This is a genomic window from Flavobacterium sp. CAU 1735 (assembly GCF_039888695.1).
Classification (GTDB): domain Bacteria; phylum Bacteroidota; class Bacteroidia; order Flavobacteriales; family Flavobacteriaceae; genus Flavobacterium.
This window is the reverse complement of the sequence record NZ_JBDQQQ010000008.1, coordinates 129,521-146,938: the sequence shown is the minus strand read 5'-3', so window position 1 is coordinate 146,938 and position 17,418 is coordinate 129,521. Positions and strand designations below refer to the sequence as shown.

General features: G+C 38.4%; 14 protein-coding genes. 3 read left to right on the top strand and 11 right to left on the bottom strand.

From position 1 onward, the window contains the following. Nucleotides 1-85: 85 nt before the first annotated feature. The 8 genes from AAFN64_RS15935 to AAFN64_RS15900 all read right to left on the bottom strand — a co-directional run bounded on the left by AAFN64_RS15935 (nucleotide 86) and on the right by AAFN64_RS15900 (nucleotide 8,955). Nucleotides 86-544: an OsmC family protein gene (locus AAFN64_RS15935; RefSeq protein ID WP_300491142.1), complete on the bottom strand. Its 459-nt coding sequence runs from the start codon at nucleotides 542-544 to the stop codon at nucleotides 86-88. Continuing rightward, nucleotides 541-1,839 carry an O-acetylhomoserine aminocarboxypropyltransferase/cysteine synthase family protein gene (locus AAFN64_RS15930; protein ID WP_347761254.1) on the bottom strand — a complete coding sequence of 433 codons (1,299 nt, stop codon included), beginning with the start codon at nucleotides 1,837-1,839 and terminating at the stop codon, nucleotides 541-543. Before AAFN64_RS15930 ends, AAFN64_RS15935 begins: the two co-directional genes overlap by 4 nt. 562 nt (nucleotides 1,840-2,401) lie before the next feature. Then, complete coding sequence (locus AAFN64_RS15925) at nucleotides 2,402-3,307, bottom strand: choice-of-anchor J domain-containing protein (protein WP_347761252.1); 906 nt, start codon at nucleotides 3,305-3,307, stop codon at nucleotides 2,402-2,404. A gap of 150 nt (nucleotides 3,308-3,457) precedes the next feature. Continuing rightward, on the bottom strand, nucleotides 3,458-4,417 hold the full coding sequence (locus AAFN64_RS15920) for a T9SS type A sorting domain-containing protein (RefSeq protein WP_347761250.1): 960 nt from the start codon (nucleotides 4,415-4,417) through the stop codon (nucleotides 3,458-3,460). Between the two features lie 345 nt (nucleotides 4,418-4,762). Next, nucleotides 4,763-5,686, bottom strand: coding sequence for a choice-of-anchor J domain-containing protein (locus tag AAFN64_RS15915; RefSeq protein ID WP_347761248.1), 924 nt, complete (start codon nucleotides 5,684-5,686; stop codon nucleotides 4,763-4,765). A gap of 164 nt (nucleotides 5,687-5,850) precedes the next feature. Next, nucleotides 5,851-6,585, bottom strand: coding sequence for a T9SS type A sorting domain-containing protein (locus AAFN64_RS15910; protein WP_347761246.1), 735 nt, complete (start codon nucleotides 6,583-6,585; stop codon nucleotides 5,851-5,853). Nucleotides 6,586-6,915: 330 nt separating this feature from the next. Next, the gene (locus AAFN64_RS15905; RefSeq protein ID WP_347761244.1) at nucleotides 6,916-7,803 is read right to left on the bottom strand and encodes a T9SS type A sorting domain-containing protein; all 888 of its coding nucleotides are present in this window, start codon (nucleotides 7,801-7,803) and stop codon (nucleotides 6,916-6,918) included. Nucleotides 7,804-7,968: 165 nt separating this feature from the next. Then, nucleotides 7,969-8,955, bottom strand: coding sequence for a choice-of-anchor J domain-containing protein (locus AAFN64_RS15900; protein WP_347761242.1), 987 nt, complete (start codon nucleotides 8,953-8,955; stop codon nucleotides 7,969-7,971). Nucleotides 8,956-9,267: 312 nt separating this feature from the next. Here AAFN64_RS15900 and metK point away from each other — a divergent pair, with 312 nt between their 5' ends. Next, the gene (gene metK, locus AAFN64_RS15895; protein WP_347761241.1) at nucleotides 9,268-10,518 is read left to right on the top strand and encodes a methionine adenosyltransferase; all 1,251 of its coding nucleotides are present in this window, start codon (nucleotides 9,268-9,270) and stop codon (nucleotides 10,516-10,518) included. An 89-nt stretch (nucleotides 10,519-10,607) separates the two neighbouring features. On the opposite strand, the gene AAFN64_RS15890 is transcribed toward metK, so the two are convergent. Then, a complete protein-coding gene (locus AAFN64_RS15890; protein WP_347761240.1) occupies nucleotides 10,608-13,319 on the bottom strand; it encodes a TonB-dependent receptor in 2,712 nt (903 codons plus the stop codon). Between the two features lie 129 nt (nucleotides 13,320-13,448). Then, the gene (locus AAFN64_RS15885) at nucleotides 13,449-14,282 is read right to left on the bottom strand and encodes a GLPGLI family protein (protein WP_347761238.1); all 834 of its coding nucleotides are present in this window, start codon (nucleotides 14,280-14,282) and stop codon (nucleotides 13,449-13,451) included. A gap of 121 nt (nucleotides 14,283-14,403) precedes the next feature. On the opposite strand from AAFN64_RS15885, the gene AAFN64_RS15880 reads away from it, so the two are divergent. Both AAFN64_RS15880 and AAFN64_RS15875 read left to right on the top strand, forming a co-directional pair. Continuing rightward, nucleotides 14,404-15,816, top strand: coding sequence for a HAMP domain-containing sensor histidine kinase (locus AAFN64_RS15880; protein WP_347761236.1), 1,413 nt, complete (start codon nucleotides 14,404-14,406; stop codon nucleotides 15,814-15,816). Next, nucleotides 15,806-16,486: a response regulator transcription factor gene (locus AAFN64_RS15875; protein ID WP_347761234.1), complete on the top strand. Its 681-nt coding sequence runs from the start codon at nucleotides 15,806-15,808 to the stop codon at nucleotides 16,484-16,486. The genes AAFN64_RS15880 and AAFN64_RS15875 overlap by 11 nt, the downstream gene beginning before the upstream one ends. Nucleotides 16,487-16,492: 6 nt before the next feature. Here AAFN64_RS15875 and AAFN64_RS15870 read toward each other — a convergent pair whose 3' ends face one another. Then, nucleotides 16,493-17,371 (bottom strand): GLPGLI family protein, encoded by an 879-nt coding sequence (locus AAFN64_RS15870; RefSeq protein ID WP_347761233.1) that lies wholly within the window; start codon nucleotides 17,369-17,371, stop codon nucleotides 16,493-16,495. Between the last annotated feature and the right edge of the window lie 47 nt (nucleotides 17,372-17,418).

Below are 17,418 nucleotides of genomic sequence, written 5' to 3'. Positions count from 1 at the left end.
ACTGCCTCTAACTTTTGCAGACGTGTTAGAGGCAGTAAAAACAAACAAAACAACTTAATTTTCTTTCCGGTTTCGGGATCGTTATTTAGATTACTTCCGACTGGTTGTATTCTTTTACCAGTGTTAGCAATACTGCAGATGTATTTAACAGACTGTCTCTTAACGGGCATCTTTCTTTTACGATGTCAATCCATTGTTTCAGTACTACCAGGGAAGCATCGGTAGTTGGTTTTACCACTACTTCTATGCATTTCAGTCCTGGTCTGCTATTGGTTTCGATCCCTGCTATTTTACTGGTTTCCAGTTCTCCTGATATTTCTACCTGAAGGGCTTTGAGCTCCAGTTTAAGCTCTCTGGCAACAATGTGTCCTACGGCGTTTATACTTCCGGCTAGTCCTGCCAGTAAAAATTCAACCGGGCTGGGACCATTCTGGTCACCCAGAACTACATTATTACTTATTCTTACTTTGAAATTCTGTGTTTTAACAACAAACTGGTCGCTGTTTTCAACAAATCCTAATACGTTTACTATTTTGTTACTCATGACGTTACTTCTCTTTTTAATTTAACTTTTTCAAATGCTTGTTTTAAGTCGGCTTTCAGGTCTTCCAAATCTTCCAGACCTACCGACAAGCGGACCAAATCTCTGGTCACTCCGGTCGTCAGCTGTTGCGCTTCTGTCAATTGCTGATGGGTTGTACTTGTTGGATGAATAATCAGTGATTTGGAATCTCCGATATTGGCCAACAGTGAAAACAATTCGGTTGCATCGGCCACTTGCCGCGCGGCATCAAATCCGCCTTTTAATCCGAAGGTTACTACTCCGTTTTGTCCTTTTGGCAGGTATTGCTGTGCCAGTTCGTAATAACGACTGGAGGATAATCCCGGATAGTTTACCCAGGCTACCTCATCCTGTTGTTCCAGCCATTGTGCCAATGCCAATGCATTCTCACTGTGTTTTTTCACCCGAATATCCAGTGTTTCCAATCCCTGAATAATCTGAAAAGCATTAAACGGACTTAAAGCAGCACCAAAATCCCGTAGCCCTTCGATTCTCACTTTGGCGATAAAGGCCGCATTTCCTAAAGCTTCGTGGTAAACCAATCCGTGGTAACCTGCAGATGGCTCGGTAAATTCCGGGAATTTCCCGTTGCTCCAGTCAAAAGTTCCGGCATCGATAATCGCTCCTCCTAAAGACGTTCCGTTTCCGGAAATATATTTTGTCAGGGAATGAATTACGATATTGGCACCGTGCTCAATCGGGTTAAGTAAATACGGTGTGGCTACGGTATTGTCTACAATAAACGGCACCTTAAATTGTTGAGCCTGCTTGGAAATAGCCTTGAGATCCAGTACATCCAGTTTTGGATTTCCGAGGCTTTCCGCAAAAAAGGCCCGCGTATTTTCCTGAGCCGCTTTTGTAAAATTCTCCGGATCCGAAGGATCTACAAATGTGGTTGTGATTCCCAATCGCGCTAAGGTTACATTCAATAAGTTATACGTTCCGCCATACAGGCTGTTGGACGCTACAATATGATCTCCCGATCGCAGCAAGACTAGCAAAGTCGTAGCGATAGCTGCTGTTCCCGATGCTGTTACCACCGCTCCGATACCACCTTCCAAAGCCGCCAGGCGTTGTTCCAGTATATCATTCGTCGGGTTATTTAATCGGGTATAGATATATCCTGCTTCGGTTAATCCGAATAGATTAGCAGCGTGTTCGGCATTATTAAAAACATAGGATGTTGTCTGATAAATCGGTACGGCACGTGTTCCTGCGTTATTTTTTACGTTATGTCCAGCGTGCAATGCGTTTGTTGAAAATTTCTGAGTGCTCATGTTTTTATTGATTTTAAAGTTAGATTTTGATTAAAAAAAAAAGTCCTTTTGGCGCTTTACCAAAAGGACTTTACAGTTTGAACTATATAAACTAGACTAAGTCATTCGCTTTTGGCAATAGCAATGGGTTGCGTACATACAAATACACATCATTCGTTTCATCATCATTTTAATTGCTGTTACCTTCATTTTGTTTGGATTCTTATTGTTTAATTTTTAATTGCGATCTATACTTGGATTGTTGTTAAATAAAAAAAGCCCCTGCGTTTTGCAGAGGCTTTGATGCTATATTTTTAAAATGAGACTTTCAAAATTAAGCAAGAGTATCCTCTGCGGAACGTTTCCACATCATAATACACATATATCGCTTAATTGATTTCATTTTGTTATTTCTATTTGATGGAGCAAAATTGAAAACTATTTTTGGAATAACCAAATAAAAAATGCTTTTTTTTAATTTATTTTTTAGGATTATATATTTAAATACTACGTATTTAATTTTTTCCAAAAGGCATTATTTTTTAGCCTAAATCATTTTTCAAACATTTTGCCGGTATCATTTTTAGTTTTTAATAAACTTTGAGGTTCCTTTTCCTTGGCTGGTTTCCACAGCAATAAAATATACACCAGAAGGTAATCCGACCAAATTAACCGCTACTTCTGCTTCCCTTTGCACTAACAATTGTTTTACTACGCTTCCGCTTACATCGGTGAGTTCAATTTTTTTAATTTCGATATTATTTTTAGTGGAAATATTCAGCACATCTTTAGCCGGATTTGGAAAAACGGAAAAGTTATTGGCGAAAAAATCTGCTGTCGATAATGTACTGGTAGTTACTTCAAAATCGTCCATCATAAACAAGTGCATATCTGATGCTACAAAATGAATCCCGATTCGCACGGTTTGATCAGCATAGGCATCCAGATTATAGTGCTTTTGTTCCCATTTCTCGGAAACTGTTAACGGTGTTTCTCCGGAAATAATTGTAAAATCTGCCAGATCAATTGGTTTTTTGGCCTCGATATAAACCCCAACTTTATACGCTTTTACACCTGTAGCTTTACCCAGAGATTTTACCCAAAAATGTAGTTCGTTGGCAGAAACTCCCAAATGTATTGGCGGACTTATCAGCCAGTCGTTATTAGGTCCTTCTCCTCCTTCTTCCGGCAAAAGAGCTGCAAATGCCCCTATAAATTTATTACCGGTTTTAGCATTAAGATCGGCATTTAAAATCCCTATGCTTATGGGATTGAATACAATAAATGCCTGTGGCTCCAATCTATTTTTCCATACGGCACCAAGTCCGACTGTTCTTGATTTGTCCAAATCCAACGTAATCCAGTCTCCAATATCTTTAATACTAAAATCTTCATACGTTTCAAAACTATCCTCAAAAAGCATTTTGGTATTCGTCGTTTGCGCCTGTATCGTTATCGAAAAAAGTAAACCAAAAAGTAATTTCTTCATAATACCTTAATTTGAATTCACTCCAATCTCTATATTTCTTTTAACAGATCACTATTTTTAGCTTTTTTATATCAATAAATGAATGATTTTTCCATAAAAAGACCTGTTCTCAATAAGAACAGGTCTTTTACAATGCAAACTTATTATTTTTTAGTTTTTCAAAAACTTAGAAGTAGCGGTACCTTCGTTTGTTCGTACGGAAACAAAATAAACTCCTGTAGTCAGATCAGCGATATTGATTTGTGTTGCTGTTTGTGCCGGAGCAGTTGCCGTTTTTACGATTCTTCCGTTCAAATCTGTAATTTGAACAACCTTAATTTCCATTCCGTTTTTAGCCGCAATGTTTAACACATCCTGAGCCGGGTTCGGGAAAACGGAAAAGTTTTGAGCAAAGAAATCCTGTGTTCCCAAAGTAGCTGTGGTTACTTTAAAATCGTCTATCATAAAAAAGTACTTATTTTTCGAAACATTATGAATCCCGATTCGTACTTTCTGATTGGCAAAAGCATCCAGATTAAACGTTTTCTGCTCCCAATCTGGGGTCGTACTTAATGGTAAGGTATCAGCATCGCTAATGTTAGCAATTAAAGTAAAATCATCTGAACTGGTAGGCGTTGCAGAGCCCGTATAGATCCCTACGGTGTAGTTTTCCAATACACTTCCCGCTTCGATTTTCAATCGATTCTTTAAAGATTTTACCCAAAAACTCACTTCATTTGCCGAAGCGCCCAACTGTATTTGCGGGCTGATCAACCAATCATCATTTCGATTTTTTTCACCTTCTTTCGGTATGATTGCCCCCCATGATCCCATATATTTAGTTCCTTCCTTTGCTGAATAAAAATCTGACACTTTGGTTGCACTAATTGTATTATTAGGATTAAAAACAATAAACGCGTGCGGTTGATATCTATTATTCCAATAAAATTCAGAATCACCCATAGTAGGCGACTCATCAAGGTCAAGTGTTATCCAGCTACCGATATCGGTAATGCTAAAATCAGTATAGGATTCGAAACTATCTTCAAAAAGTGTTGTAGTTCCTTTTTGCGTTTGCGCATTTACCATGATCATCGATAGTAACGCCATAAAAAGTAATTGTATTCTCATTATAATATAAATTTTAGATATTCGAATTTCGAATTTCCTTCAAAATCGGATATGATCATCAACATATGACCTATATTTACATGATAATGAATTATTTAACTTGATTTTACATTACAAACACTATTCCAATTAAGCTTTTATATTTCAGCTATTTACGTTATGATCATTTTACAACCAAGCAAAATTATTTTTCTATCCCTCCTTATTTATCGTAAACATCCGCTGCTATCTGGTATTATTTGTAGTATTGATCAAGACATGTCAGCCTTAAACCGATAATCTTCCAAAACAAAAAAGGCCCACCCGAGTCGGGTAGGCTTGATAAAATAATTATAGCGTATTTATTTAGTTTTTCAAAAACTTAGAAGTAGCGGTACCTTCGTTAGTCTGTACAGAAACGAAATACATTCCAGCTGATAAATCCGCAATGTTGATTTGTGCGTCTGGTTGTGTTTGAACCGCAACCGATTTTACAATTCTTCCATTTAAATCTGTAACCTGAATTCCTTTGATCTCCATTCCGTTTTTAGCAACAATGTTTAATACGTCCTGAGCCGGGTTCGGGAAAACAGAAAAGTTTTTAGCAAAGAAATCTGTTGTTGACAAGGTACCGGTAGTCACTTTAAAGTCGTCGATCATTAAACGGTAATGGGTCTCCGTATGATGAATTCCGATTCGTATGGTTTCTCCGGCATAAGCATCTAGATTAAATATCCTTTCCAACCAGTTACCTTTTAACTCGTCCAGTAAACCTACCATTACAACATTTCCTTCTATTGTTTCAAAATCGGATGAAGCTGTCGGACTTCCAGTCCCTTTATAGACCACAACTTCATACGTTTCTTTTCCTCCTAAAATAGAACGATCCCTCACCCAAAAACGGAGTTCATTTGACAATGCTCCCAGTGTAATTGGCGGGCTAATTAACCAATCATCTTTTGTTCTCAGGCTTTTGATTTTATTACTAAAACTGACAGCACATTTATGGCCTGTTCTTGCCCTTAACAGATCTGTTTTCTCACCGGATAAATCGTAGTGAATATTACCTTTTACTGCGACATCACGATTAAAGACAATAAATGCCTGAGGTTTATCATGGTTTTTCCACCTATTAAAAGACATCGGAATATTCCCATCCAAATCCAACATAGTCCAGCCTCCGACATGATCAATAGCAAAATCCGGATAGGTTTCAAAGCTATCTTCGAAGAGGGTTCTTTGCGCATTTACCGTACCCGATACTAATAAAATAAATAAAAACAATTTCATTTTTATAGTTGTTTAATTTTGACATGGAGGCAATATCCATAATAAGTCCACAGACAATTATAAGAATGAATTATTTCTACTTTAAAAAGAATTAAAATTCCATAATAAATAAAAAAACTACCCCGAGTCAGGTTGGCTTGATAAAATAATTATAGCGTATTTATTTAATTTTTCAAAAACTTAAAAGTAGCGGTACCTTCGTTAGTCTGTACAAAAACGAAATACATTCCAGCTGATAAATCAGCAATGTTGATTTGTGCGTCTGGTTGTGTTTGAACCGCAACCGATTTTACAATTCTTCCATTTAAATCTGTAAACTGAATTCCTTTGATCTCCATTCCGTTTTTAGCAACAATGTTTAATACGTCCTGAGCCGGGTTCGGGAAAACAGAAAAGTTTTTAGCAAAGAAATCTGTTGTTGACAAGGCACCGGTGGTCACTAAAAAATCATCGACTATTAGACAATGCGCGGCAATTGAACTTGAACGATAATGGATTCCGATTCTTATTGTTTCCCCGGCATAGGCATCCAGATTAAATATTCTTTCTTTCCATTTCCCCATAAAATTCTCCGTTCCCAGAGGATTTCCTTCTATTATTTCAAAATCGGAAATGGCTGTTGGATTTCCGACACCCCGATAGATACCAACTTCAGAGTTTTTATAGTCTTCCAACATAAGTGACTTTATCCAAAAACGGAGCTGATTAGAGGAAGCTCCCAATAGCACTGGAGGACTGATCATCCAATCGTTATTTGCTTTATTTTTATTTCTCCAACTGATCGCACATTTATTCCCTGTTCTTGGTCTATAGGTACTCCCTAGCAGAATATATGCATTACCTGCTGCGGCAACAGAGTAGTTAAAAATAGTGAAAGCCTGCGGGTTAGTACTATTCATCAAGTTGCCAGCTGTTGTCTTAGGTATTCCGCCATCCAAATCCAACATAGTCCAGCCTCCAACATGATCAATAGCAAAATCCGGATAGGTTTCAAAGCTATCTTCGAAGAGGGTTCTTTACGCATTTATCGTACCCGATACTAATAAAATAAATAAAAACAATTTCATTTTTATAGTTGTTTAATTTTGACATGGAGGCAATATCCATATAAGTCCATAGACAATTATAAGAATGAATCATTTTTACTTTAAAAAGAAGTAAAACGCCATAATAAATAAAAAACCTATCCAAAAGGGATAGGTTTTGCACTAACTTAATACTATTATTGTTTAGTTTTTCAAAAACTTAGAAGTAGCGATACCTTCGTTTGTTTGTACCGAAATAAAATAAGCTCCGACAGTTAAATCTGAAACATTGATCTGAGCCTCAGCCTGTCTTTGCACTGCTACCGATTTTACAATTCTTCCGTTTAAATCTGTAACCTGAATTCCTTTGATTTCCATTCCGTTTTTAGCTGTAATGTTTAACACATCCTGAGCCGGGTTCGGAAAAACGGAAAAGTTTTTAGCAAAGAAATCTGTTGTTGACAAGGTAGCGGTAGTCACTAAAAAATCATCGACCATTAGACAATGTGCGATTATTGAACTTGAACGATAATGGATCCCGATTCTTATTGTTTCTCCGGCATAGGTATCCAAATTAAATATTCTTTCTCTCCATCCCACCTTCCCCGCTCCAGGAGAATTTCCTTCTATTATTTCAAAATCGGAAGTGGCTGTTGGATTTCCGACACCCCGATAGACTCCAACTTCATAGTCTTCCGTGGCAAATGAATTGATCCAAAAACGGAGCTGATTAGATGAAGCCCCCAATAGCACTGGAGGACTGATCATCCAATCGTTATTAACTGCTTGATTTTTCCAACTGATCGCACATTTATCCCCTGTTCTTGCCCTATAATTATACATTGACAGCATATCATATAAATTAGCTGCTCCGAGAGTGGAGTGGTTAAAAATAATGAAAGCCTGTGGGTTAGTCTTATTCTCCCAGATGCCAGCTGTTACCTTAGGTATTCCGCCATCCAAATCCAGCATGGTCCAGTTTCCAACATGATCAATAGAAAAATCCGAATAGGTTTCAAAGCTATCTTCGAAGAGGGTTCTCTGCGCATTTATCGTACCCGATGCTAATAAAATAAATAAAAACAATTTCATTTTTTATAGTTGTTAAATTTTAGACATGGAGGCAATATCTATATAATTCCAAAGACAATTATATGAATGAATTATTTTTACTTTAAAAAGAATTAAAATTCAATACTAAATAAAAAAACCTACCCGAAGGGGTAGGTTTTGCACTAACTTAATAGCGAGTATTGTTTAGTTTTTCAAGAACTTCGATGTAGCAGTTCCTTCATTCGATTGAACCGAAACAAAATAAGCTCCGGCAGTTAAATCAGAAACATTGATCTGAGCTTCAGCCTGTCCTTGTACTGCTACCGATTTTACAATTCTTCCGTTTAAATCTGTAACCTGAATTCCTTTGATTTCCATTCCGTTTTTAGCAGCAATGTTTAACACATCATTAGCTGGGTTCGGGAATACAGAGAAGTTTTTCGCGAAGAAATCCTGAGTTCCCAATGGTCTGTCAACAGAGAACGTGTCAATTCCGATGATATCAGAGTTTGATCCGTTAGGACCACCATTTGTTACAAAATATCTGAAACCGATTTTTACAGCAGTTGGCCCAGTTAATCCAGTTACTGTATACGAATACTGTGTCCAGTTTGTTGGGAAAGACGTTAAGTTCTGAGTAGGGTTGATTTCTACTAATAAATTGGTAAAATCTCCTACTCCAGTTGGTCCTGTAGATGGGTTTACAGTAGCCGCACCGTTTGTACTCATACGTACCTGTAAATTATCCGCATAAGAAGCTGCATTGGTAGCTGAATATTTCCCTAAACGTGTGTAAAATGAAATCACGTCACCGTTTTGTACCGTAACAACCGGAGAAATTAACCAGTTACTAATGGTCGCACCAGACGTCAAAGTACTTGATGTACTGGTAAAGTTTACCAAAGCAAATGTATTAGGCGTTCCGTCCTGTCCGTTGGGAATTGGACAAGTTTGTCCAGTCGTATAGGCCTGAGTCTGGAATGGAGTTGCCTGTACTGTTGCACTTACTACAACCGGAGTATAGCTCGCTACAGTCCATAATGTTGTAGAAGCAGAAGTACTCTGATTGGTTCTTACCCAACCCGCAGTTGTTAAATCAGCCGTTGTACCAGCAAAACCATAATTGTAAAGATTTTGTGCCTGTCCGAAAAGAGGAAGACAGAATAGTAAAGAAAGTAATTTTTTCTTCATGTGAAAGTTTTTTAAGAGTTATAATGCGACGAATGTAATAATTTAATTACATAGCTTAACAATTTGATAATTGTTAAAATCGTAGTTTTCACATTTTAGATGATTTTCGTTATTTTTTTTTGTTATTTTTCTTTATTTAGAACGAAGTCTTTTATAAATTTGCAAACAAAAAATTTCAAGAGGAAAAATTTGAACTGATTGCAACCTCTTACCGATAGTACTATCGGTATTAAAAAAATGCTAAAGCAGTAGTCACTTCTTTATGCATTTCCTGCAATAATTTTTCCTCGCTTAATCATAAAAATTGAACTTATGGCTTATTTGTTTACGTCAGAATCAGTAAGTGAAGGACATCCGGATAAAATTGCTGATCAGATTTCTGATGCATTAATTGATAACTTTTTAGCTTTCGATCCAGAATCGAAAGTAGCATGTGAAACCCTTGTTACAACCGGACAGGTAATTCTTGCCGGTGAGGTAAAATCGAAAATCTATCTGGATGTGCAACAAATTGCACGTGAGGTGATCAAAAAAATCGGTTATACCAAAAGTGAATATATGTTTGAAGCCAACTCTTGTGGCGTACTTTCGGCTATTCACGAACAATCACAAGACATCAACCAGGGTGTAGACCGTTCCAATAAAGAAGATCAGGGAGCTGGTGACCAGGGAATGATGTTTGGTTATGCAACCAACGAAACCGCAGATTATATGCCATTGGCACTAAATCTTTCTCATAAGTTATTACAGGAGCTTTCCGAATTACGAAGAGAAAATAACGAAATTACGTACTTACGTCCGGATGCTAAATCGCAGGTAACCCTGGAATACGATAACAACAACAAACCGGTACGTATCGACGCTATTGTAATTTCGACGCAACACGATGATTTTGCCGATGAAGCAACCATGCTGGCTAAGATCAAAAAAGATATTATCGAGATTTTAATTCCGCGTATCATTGCGAAAAACCCGCAATATGCACACTTATTTAACGATAAAATCCAGTACCACATTAACCCTACCGGTAAATTCGTTATCGGTGGACCACATGGTGATACCGGATTAACAGGACGAAAAATTATTGTAGATACCTACGGTGGTAAAGGGGCACACGGTGGTGGTGCTTTCTCCGGAAAAGATCCGAGTAAAGTAGACCGAAGTGCGGCGTATGCAACCCGTCATATCGCGAAAAACCTTGTTGCTGCCGGTATTGCCGACGAGATCCTGGTTCAGGTATCGTATGCTATCGGTGTTGCAAAACCAATGGGTATTTATATCAATACCTATGGAACATCGAAAGTAAATCTTACCGATGGTGAAATCGCGAAAAAAGTAGAAAGCATTTTCGATATGCGTCCGTACTTTATCGAACAACGTTTAAAACTAAGAAACCCGATTTACAGTGAAACGGCTGCATACGGTCATATGGGAAGAACTCCGGAAACCGTAACCAAAACGTTTATCGCTCCGGGCGGAAAAGAGAAAACCGTTACCGTAGAATTGTTCACATGGGAAAAATTAGACTATGTAGACGCGGTTAAAGAAGCGTTTGGTTTATAGTTGATCATCATATACAAAAAAAGGGCTGTCTAAAAAATAGACAGCCCTTTTTTATTACTTATAACCGGTTTTCACCGTAATAAAAGCCCTTATAAATTGTATTTTAGGCTAAAGATTATATAACGCGGCTGTACCAGATATTGCGAAAAACTACTCGATCCGCCCAACTGATTAAAACTACTATCGTTTAGTGAGGTCGTATTTAATAAATTCGTTGCCGCCAGTTTGTATTCCCACTTACTATCTTTTTTCTGATACGACAAACTCGCATTCAGGAAATCGTATTCGTTATCGATTGTATTGGCTTTATTGCGGTTGTGATAAAAGGTATAATCCGATGTAAGCGAAAAAGCATCCAGGAAGAAATACTCCAACGTTACCGAAGGACTATCCACAAAGAACGTGTCACTATAGAAATCATTTTTTGTAAATCCGTAGCCCAATTCCAGATTCGGAAGCTTTTTAAAATTCGTGGAAAACTTCACATTATAATTCTGAGTATATGAATCGGTTGTCTGAATTTCCTCTACGCCATTCTGAAACACCCGGATATTGTTGTTTTTACTCCAGTTAAAATTTCCACCGATCGATGCTTTATAATAACGTAGGAACGAACGACCGTAATTCGCATTGGCTGTAAAACTTTCGTCCGCAAAAGCCGATTGCATATTCACCGAAGACGATACCTGATTTACGCCGTCGAAAAGGGCTTTCGATTTTACGCCATCCGTTTGTTTGGTATAGGTAATGTTCGCAAAAATATTTTCGAAATTAAACATGTTGTATTTAAAATAGCGCAGACTGTGTACCTGAGACAACGAATTTTCTAAGGTTCTGTTTCCGCTAAACAAACTGTTATAGTTTGAAAACACATAACCTTCGGCCAGTTTGTTGATATCGGTAAAATTATTCGTCAGGGAAAAATTGTACGTCAGCGTTTCCGATTTTTTGATCTGGTATAGGGCGTAAAAATCCGGTAATACGCGAACAAAATTGTTTTTAAATTCCGATTGTAACTGTTCGTTATTCATCGTATAGCTATGCAAGCTAAAGCCCGGATTAAACGTAAACTTCCCGGTAATAAATTTATAATGTAACCCTAAGAAGACATCGTTAAACGTATAGTCCACGTCATTGTTATTCTGCGGATCGTTTAGATCGTTGGTATTTCCATTGTCCAGAATCTGGAAGATATGTGAGTTAAAATGCTGGTTTGAAAAGGTATTTCCGACTGTCACATTGATATTGCTTTTCGGCGTCAGCATATAGTAATAATCGAACTTCGCATCCAGCTTATTGGTTTTTACCAAACGATTTTGCGTTAGATCGTTCCGATTTTGTCCCACCACATAACCCGGTAACTGGAACGGTTGCAATTGCAGATTGGCATTATAAAACGGATCTTCTTCCTGATACAAATGTTGCATTTCGAACGCAAATACGTTTTTCGCATTGAGCGTATAATAGTAATTCAGGTTCTGACTAATTGAAAATGGTTTTTGTTTTTTATTGGTATAGATATCGTCCAGCAAGCTCGAGTAAACACTGTTTGTTTCTTTTTGATCCGAAACCTTGATAAACGCGTCATAATCAAAATGCACTTTGTCCGACGGTACATAACTGGAACTCAATTTAAACAAGCCCAGATTGGTTTTTTGTCGGGTAAGATCCTGACGATCTTCGGTAACTGTAGCGGTAGTTCCATCCGGCAGATTATCGGTTCGCACCGTTCTCGAATTGGTTTCAAGATCGGTTTTACTGGCTGAAAAAATACCAAATCCGCTTAACGTCCAGGCTTTCGTCGGATTATAGCTAAAATTGGCTGCACCAAATTGTGTATCGATTTCTTTTGCCCGGTTGTTTCGTAGTCCTAAGATCGACAAATCGTTTGACGTCACGTTAAATGAAGTTCCGCCTTTTCGCATCATGTTTTTAAAACCACCCGAAAATTTAAAATAATCCTGCATCGTTAGTGGCAATTCCCCGATATTATTCAGGTTCCCGATCACATTGATACTGTATTTTGGATTGTAATAAAACAATTTCGGATTTACGATATGTCGGTCTTCTTTATGTCCTACACCAATTCCGGCCAACATTTCCCCAAACCAGAAATTTTTCTTTCCTTCTTTCAGTTTGATATTCAACGCTACGTTTTCTTCATTATTTTCCAGTCCTTTCAGATTGGACACTTCGTTATAATTCCGCAATACCTGAATTTTATCCAAAGCATCCGCCGGGATATTTTTGGTCGCGATTTTCGTATCGCCGTCAAAAAAATCTTTCCCTTCCACCATTACCTTTTGCACTTTTTTCCCTTCCACCTCGATCTCACCATCGGCATTCACCTCAACACCCGGAAGTTTTTTCAGGACATCGCCCAGTTTTTTTTCGGTACCGTTTTTAAACGAATCGGCATTATATACAATCGTATCACCTTTGATCGTTACTGGCATTTCTTTTACAATTTGTACGCCCTGCAAATCGATTCCTTCGTGAAGATTTATCGTTTTACTGATATTGGTCGTTCCGGTTTTCAGTTCGGCTTCATAGGCTGAATATCCGATATAACTGGCTTTAATGGTATAGTTGGCATTCGCTTTAAGCGACATTTGAAACTTTCCCGCATCGTTAGTGATCGCATAGGCATCCATGGCTTTGGTATCTTTGTTGATCGCCATAATGTTTGCCATTTCCAACGGTGCGCCCAACGTATCTTTGATCACGCCTTCGTAACGGATATTCTGGGAAAAAGCTGTTAGCGACAGCAGGCAAAATAATAGGTGTAGATATTTCTTCATTACAAGGGTTTTATTTTCTTTTGGAGCATTACATTTCAATAAGACTCCGAAAATTGAATTTGGTTCAATCTTTATAGACGTTTTTTTTTATTTTTTGTTACGAAAATGGTACACTATTTCATTTTCCGATTAACCGCCGATACGGATTACGGTTCGTCCTTTTTCATTTTTATTCATTTCCATATTCTCTTCTGCCTTTTTGCGAAGAGTTTCATCGTATTCTTTTTGCGTCACCACTTTGCCTTTGGTCGGTTCTTTGATCACTGTTTTCTCTTTCGGGTTTAAAACAATTTTAGAGCACAATATCGTGGTGTCGCCATCATTCACTTCCAGAATCAATCCCGGCAATCCCCAATAATTATCCGGCCCCTGACTTACCGGGATATCCGGCGTATACCAGGCCGTAATACGGATTTCTTTTGGTGCGCTTTCGTCGATATTCAACACTGATTTTTTATCTTTTGAAGTCGGCTCCAACGTTCTTTTCCGAATGGCTGTCGCTTTATAACAGGTATAATCGCCAATCATTTTCGTCTCCGATCCCATTTCCCATTTCCAGTCTGGCAATGTATCTTTAATCAGGAATTCTTTTCCGAAGATATCATTTTCTTCCACATAGCGTTTCTCTTTTACGCTCTTATATAAAAGTCCGCCGCTACTCGAAATTCGCACGCGAACACCCGGACCGGATGCCGTCAGCGGATTATCCAGTTTTTGTTCTTCTTTGTACAGCGATGTGGTTTTATCGAAATCCAGCACAAAGGTTTTCTCCATGCTTTTTTTGAATTGCGCCATCAGGTTTTGTTGCATTTCGGGTGTCATGGCATTTCCTTCCACTTTGATTTTCGACATATCCCGTTTTGATTCATACGTTGCTTTCCCGCTAAAGCTTTGTTGGGCGATACTTTCTCCTTTACAAAACAAAAGGAAGAATACCATTACGGCGGTAATACTGTTTTTCATACTGTTATTTTTAGTAATTTCCTGTTACAAATGTATTTTGACGAATCTTAATCGGATTGTAATGAGTGTTAACGAGTGTTAACGCTAAAAAAGCAAACCGAACAGTTACTACTTTTGACAGATGAAATCATTTTTCCGGAACCATATTATCTATTGGGTCACCTTTACGGTACTGATTACCGTTGGGATACAGATCTATTGGAACATCACCAACTACCGGACCAACAAACAACGTTTGATCAATACGATTCAGATCGCCTTCGATAATGGAGTTGACAGCTATTACAGTGACAAAGCCAAATCGAACATCACCTCTCGCGATACAATAAACTTCGCTTCTCCTGCGGATATGCCTACTTCAGATCCCAAAAAAGAGGTACAGGTATACCGGACCGAAATCAAACGCTATACGTCCAAAGACAAAAAAAACAGGCGGTTTATGTTTAAATACACCTCCGACGAAACCAATCCTTCCGTTTCCGAAATTAAAAACATACAGGTACTTGCCCAGAAAATCATCATTGCCGTACGTCAAGATAGTATTGATCTTCCCAAAATGGCGACGTATATCGATCGGGAATTTGCGCGAAAACAACTCGACTTTAAATACGGGCTTTTATACACACGGAACCATCGCACGGTATCCGAATACCAAAACCCGGGTGACAAACAGTATCGTTTTACCACGACATCCAAATCGTCTTACCTGCCACAAGACGGTAAGTTGGAATTATTTTTTCCGGATATCTTTTTTAAAACCTTAAAAGAAGGTCTTGCCGGTATTCTATTGTCGTTGATTTTATCGTTGTGTATCATCTTCTCCCTTTTTTATTTGTTATACATCATCCGCAAACAAAAACAACTGGCCGTCATCAAAAATGATTTTATCAGTAATGTTTCCCACGAACTCAAAACACCGATTGCCGTCGTTACCAGTGCGCTGGAAGGGATCGAAAAATTCAATACGGACAACGAGCCGGAAAAGACCAAAAAATACCTGGCCATTTCCAATCAGCATTTGGCCAAACTGCATCAGATTGTAGAAAAAATACTGGAGACTTCCATTTTGGAAAGTGATCAGTTACAACTGCAAAAAGAAGCTACCGATCTTACGGAACTGATACGCCATAGTATCGAAAAAATACAAATCAACACCGAAAAAACGATAGTGTTTAACCCGCCACAGTCGACGATCATGGCCGCTGTTGACGTATTTCATTTTGAAAATGTGATCAACAATCTAATTGACAACGCGATTAAATATGGCGGTGATCGGATTACAATCGACCTGAATACAACCGATGGAAAAATAATCCTCACCGTTAGTGATACTGGTTCCGGAATTGAAAAATCGCAGCGTCAGAAGATTTTTGATAAATTTTACCGCGTTCCGAATCATAACCGCCATGACGAAAAAGGTTTCGGAATCGGTTTGTATTATGCCCGGACTATTATTATAAAACACGGCGGTACACTGGAACTGATTCCCGATATACAAACCACTTTTAAAATCACCATGCCCTATGAATCCTAAGATCACGATATTATTAGCGGAAGACGAAGCGACACTTGGTTTGATCATCAAAGAAAGTCTGGAAACCCGTGATTTTATAGTCACCCATTGTTTAAACGGAGAGGATGCTTATCAAGCCTTTATAACTGAAAAACCGGATGCGGTGGTATTGGATATTATGATGCCCAAAAAAGATGGTTTTACGTTGGCGCAGGAGATTCGGAAAACCGATAAAACCACGCCACTATTGTTTTTAAGTGCCAAATCGCAGGTACAGGATGTGGTCGACGGGTTTCATTATGGTGGAAACGATTATATCAAAAAGCCGTTTAGCATGGAAGAACTCATCGTACGAATTCATGCTTTACTGGGACGGATTTCCCGTCAGAATGCCGGCGACGAAAATCGTATTGGTGCCTACGATTTTAATTACAACAAGCAAATGTTATCCTACGAAGAGCAGGCTCATTTCCTTACCCATCGGGAAGCATTGGTTTTAAAACTGCTGTTGGAAAACAAAAATGAAATCCTCGACAAATCGGCTGCTTTACTGCGAATCTGGGGAAAAGACGACTTTTTTAACGGTCGGAGTATGGATGTATTTATTTCAAAACTGCGCAAAAAATTAGCCTCCGACCCTTCCATTCAAATCATCAATGTAAGAGGCAGAGGCTATAAACTTATTTGTTAGCAGGAATTAACGTCCGAATCGCATTTGCTGTCCACGACCAGGACCTTGACCGCCATTCATTTCGCGCATTTCTTCCATTTTTTTCACTACGATATCGTCGTATTCTTTTTGTTTTACGACTTTCCCGTTTTTAGGTTCTTTAATTTCCACTTTCTCTTTGGCATTCATCACCACTTTTGAACAGACAATCACCGTACGACCATCGTTCACTTCCAGAATCAGTCCGGGTAAACCCCAATAACTTTCCGGTCCCTGATTTACCGGGATATCCGGCGTATACCAGGCGGTTATCGTGATCTCTTTCGGCATTTCGAAATCGTCCATAAAGTTGGTTGTTTTTTCTTTTTTAGGCTCTTCTTTTTTATCACCTTCTTTTTTTCGTCTGAAATTACGGAAATCCGACTGACTTACCGGTTTTACGGCCGTTGCTTTAAAACAGTTATAATCGCCAATTTTTCGGGTTTCCCCTTCCAGTTTCCAGTTTAATTTTGGCAGCGAGTCATTGATCAAAAACTCTTTTCCCATAAACTCTTTGTCTACGGTATAAGTTTTATCTTTAATGTTTTTATAATAGGTTCCACCGGCGCCCATCATCGAATTCATCATTCGTCCGCCAGGTCCCTGTTGTCCCGGAGCATCAAGCTTTTCTTCTTCTTTATAAATCGAAGCTGATTTGTCGAAATTCATCACAAAGGTTTTTTCCAGCATTTTTTTCATACGCTCCTGAATCATTTTCTGCATCTCCGGCGTAATACCATTCCCTTCCATTTTAAATTCCGGAGCCGTTGTTTTTGACTCATAAACGGCCATACCCTGGAAATTTTGGGCCATAGCCGAGACAGCAAAACCTAAAAATGCTATCCCTGTCAGTATTGTTTTTTTCATCTTGTTGTTTTTGTTTGGCTTTTGAATAAGACTTTTAAAGTCCCGTT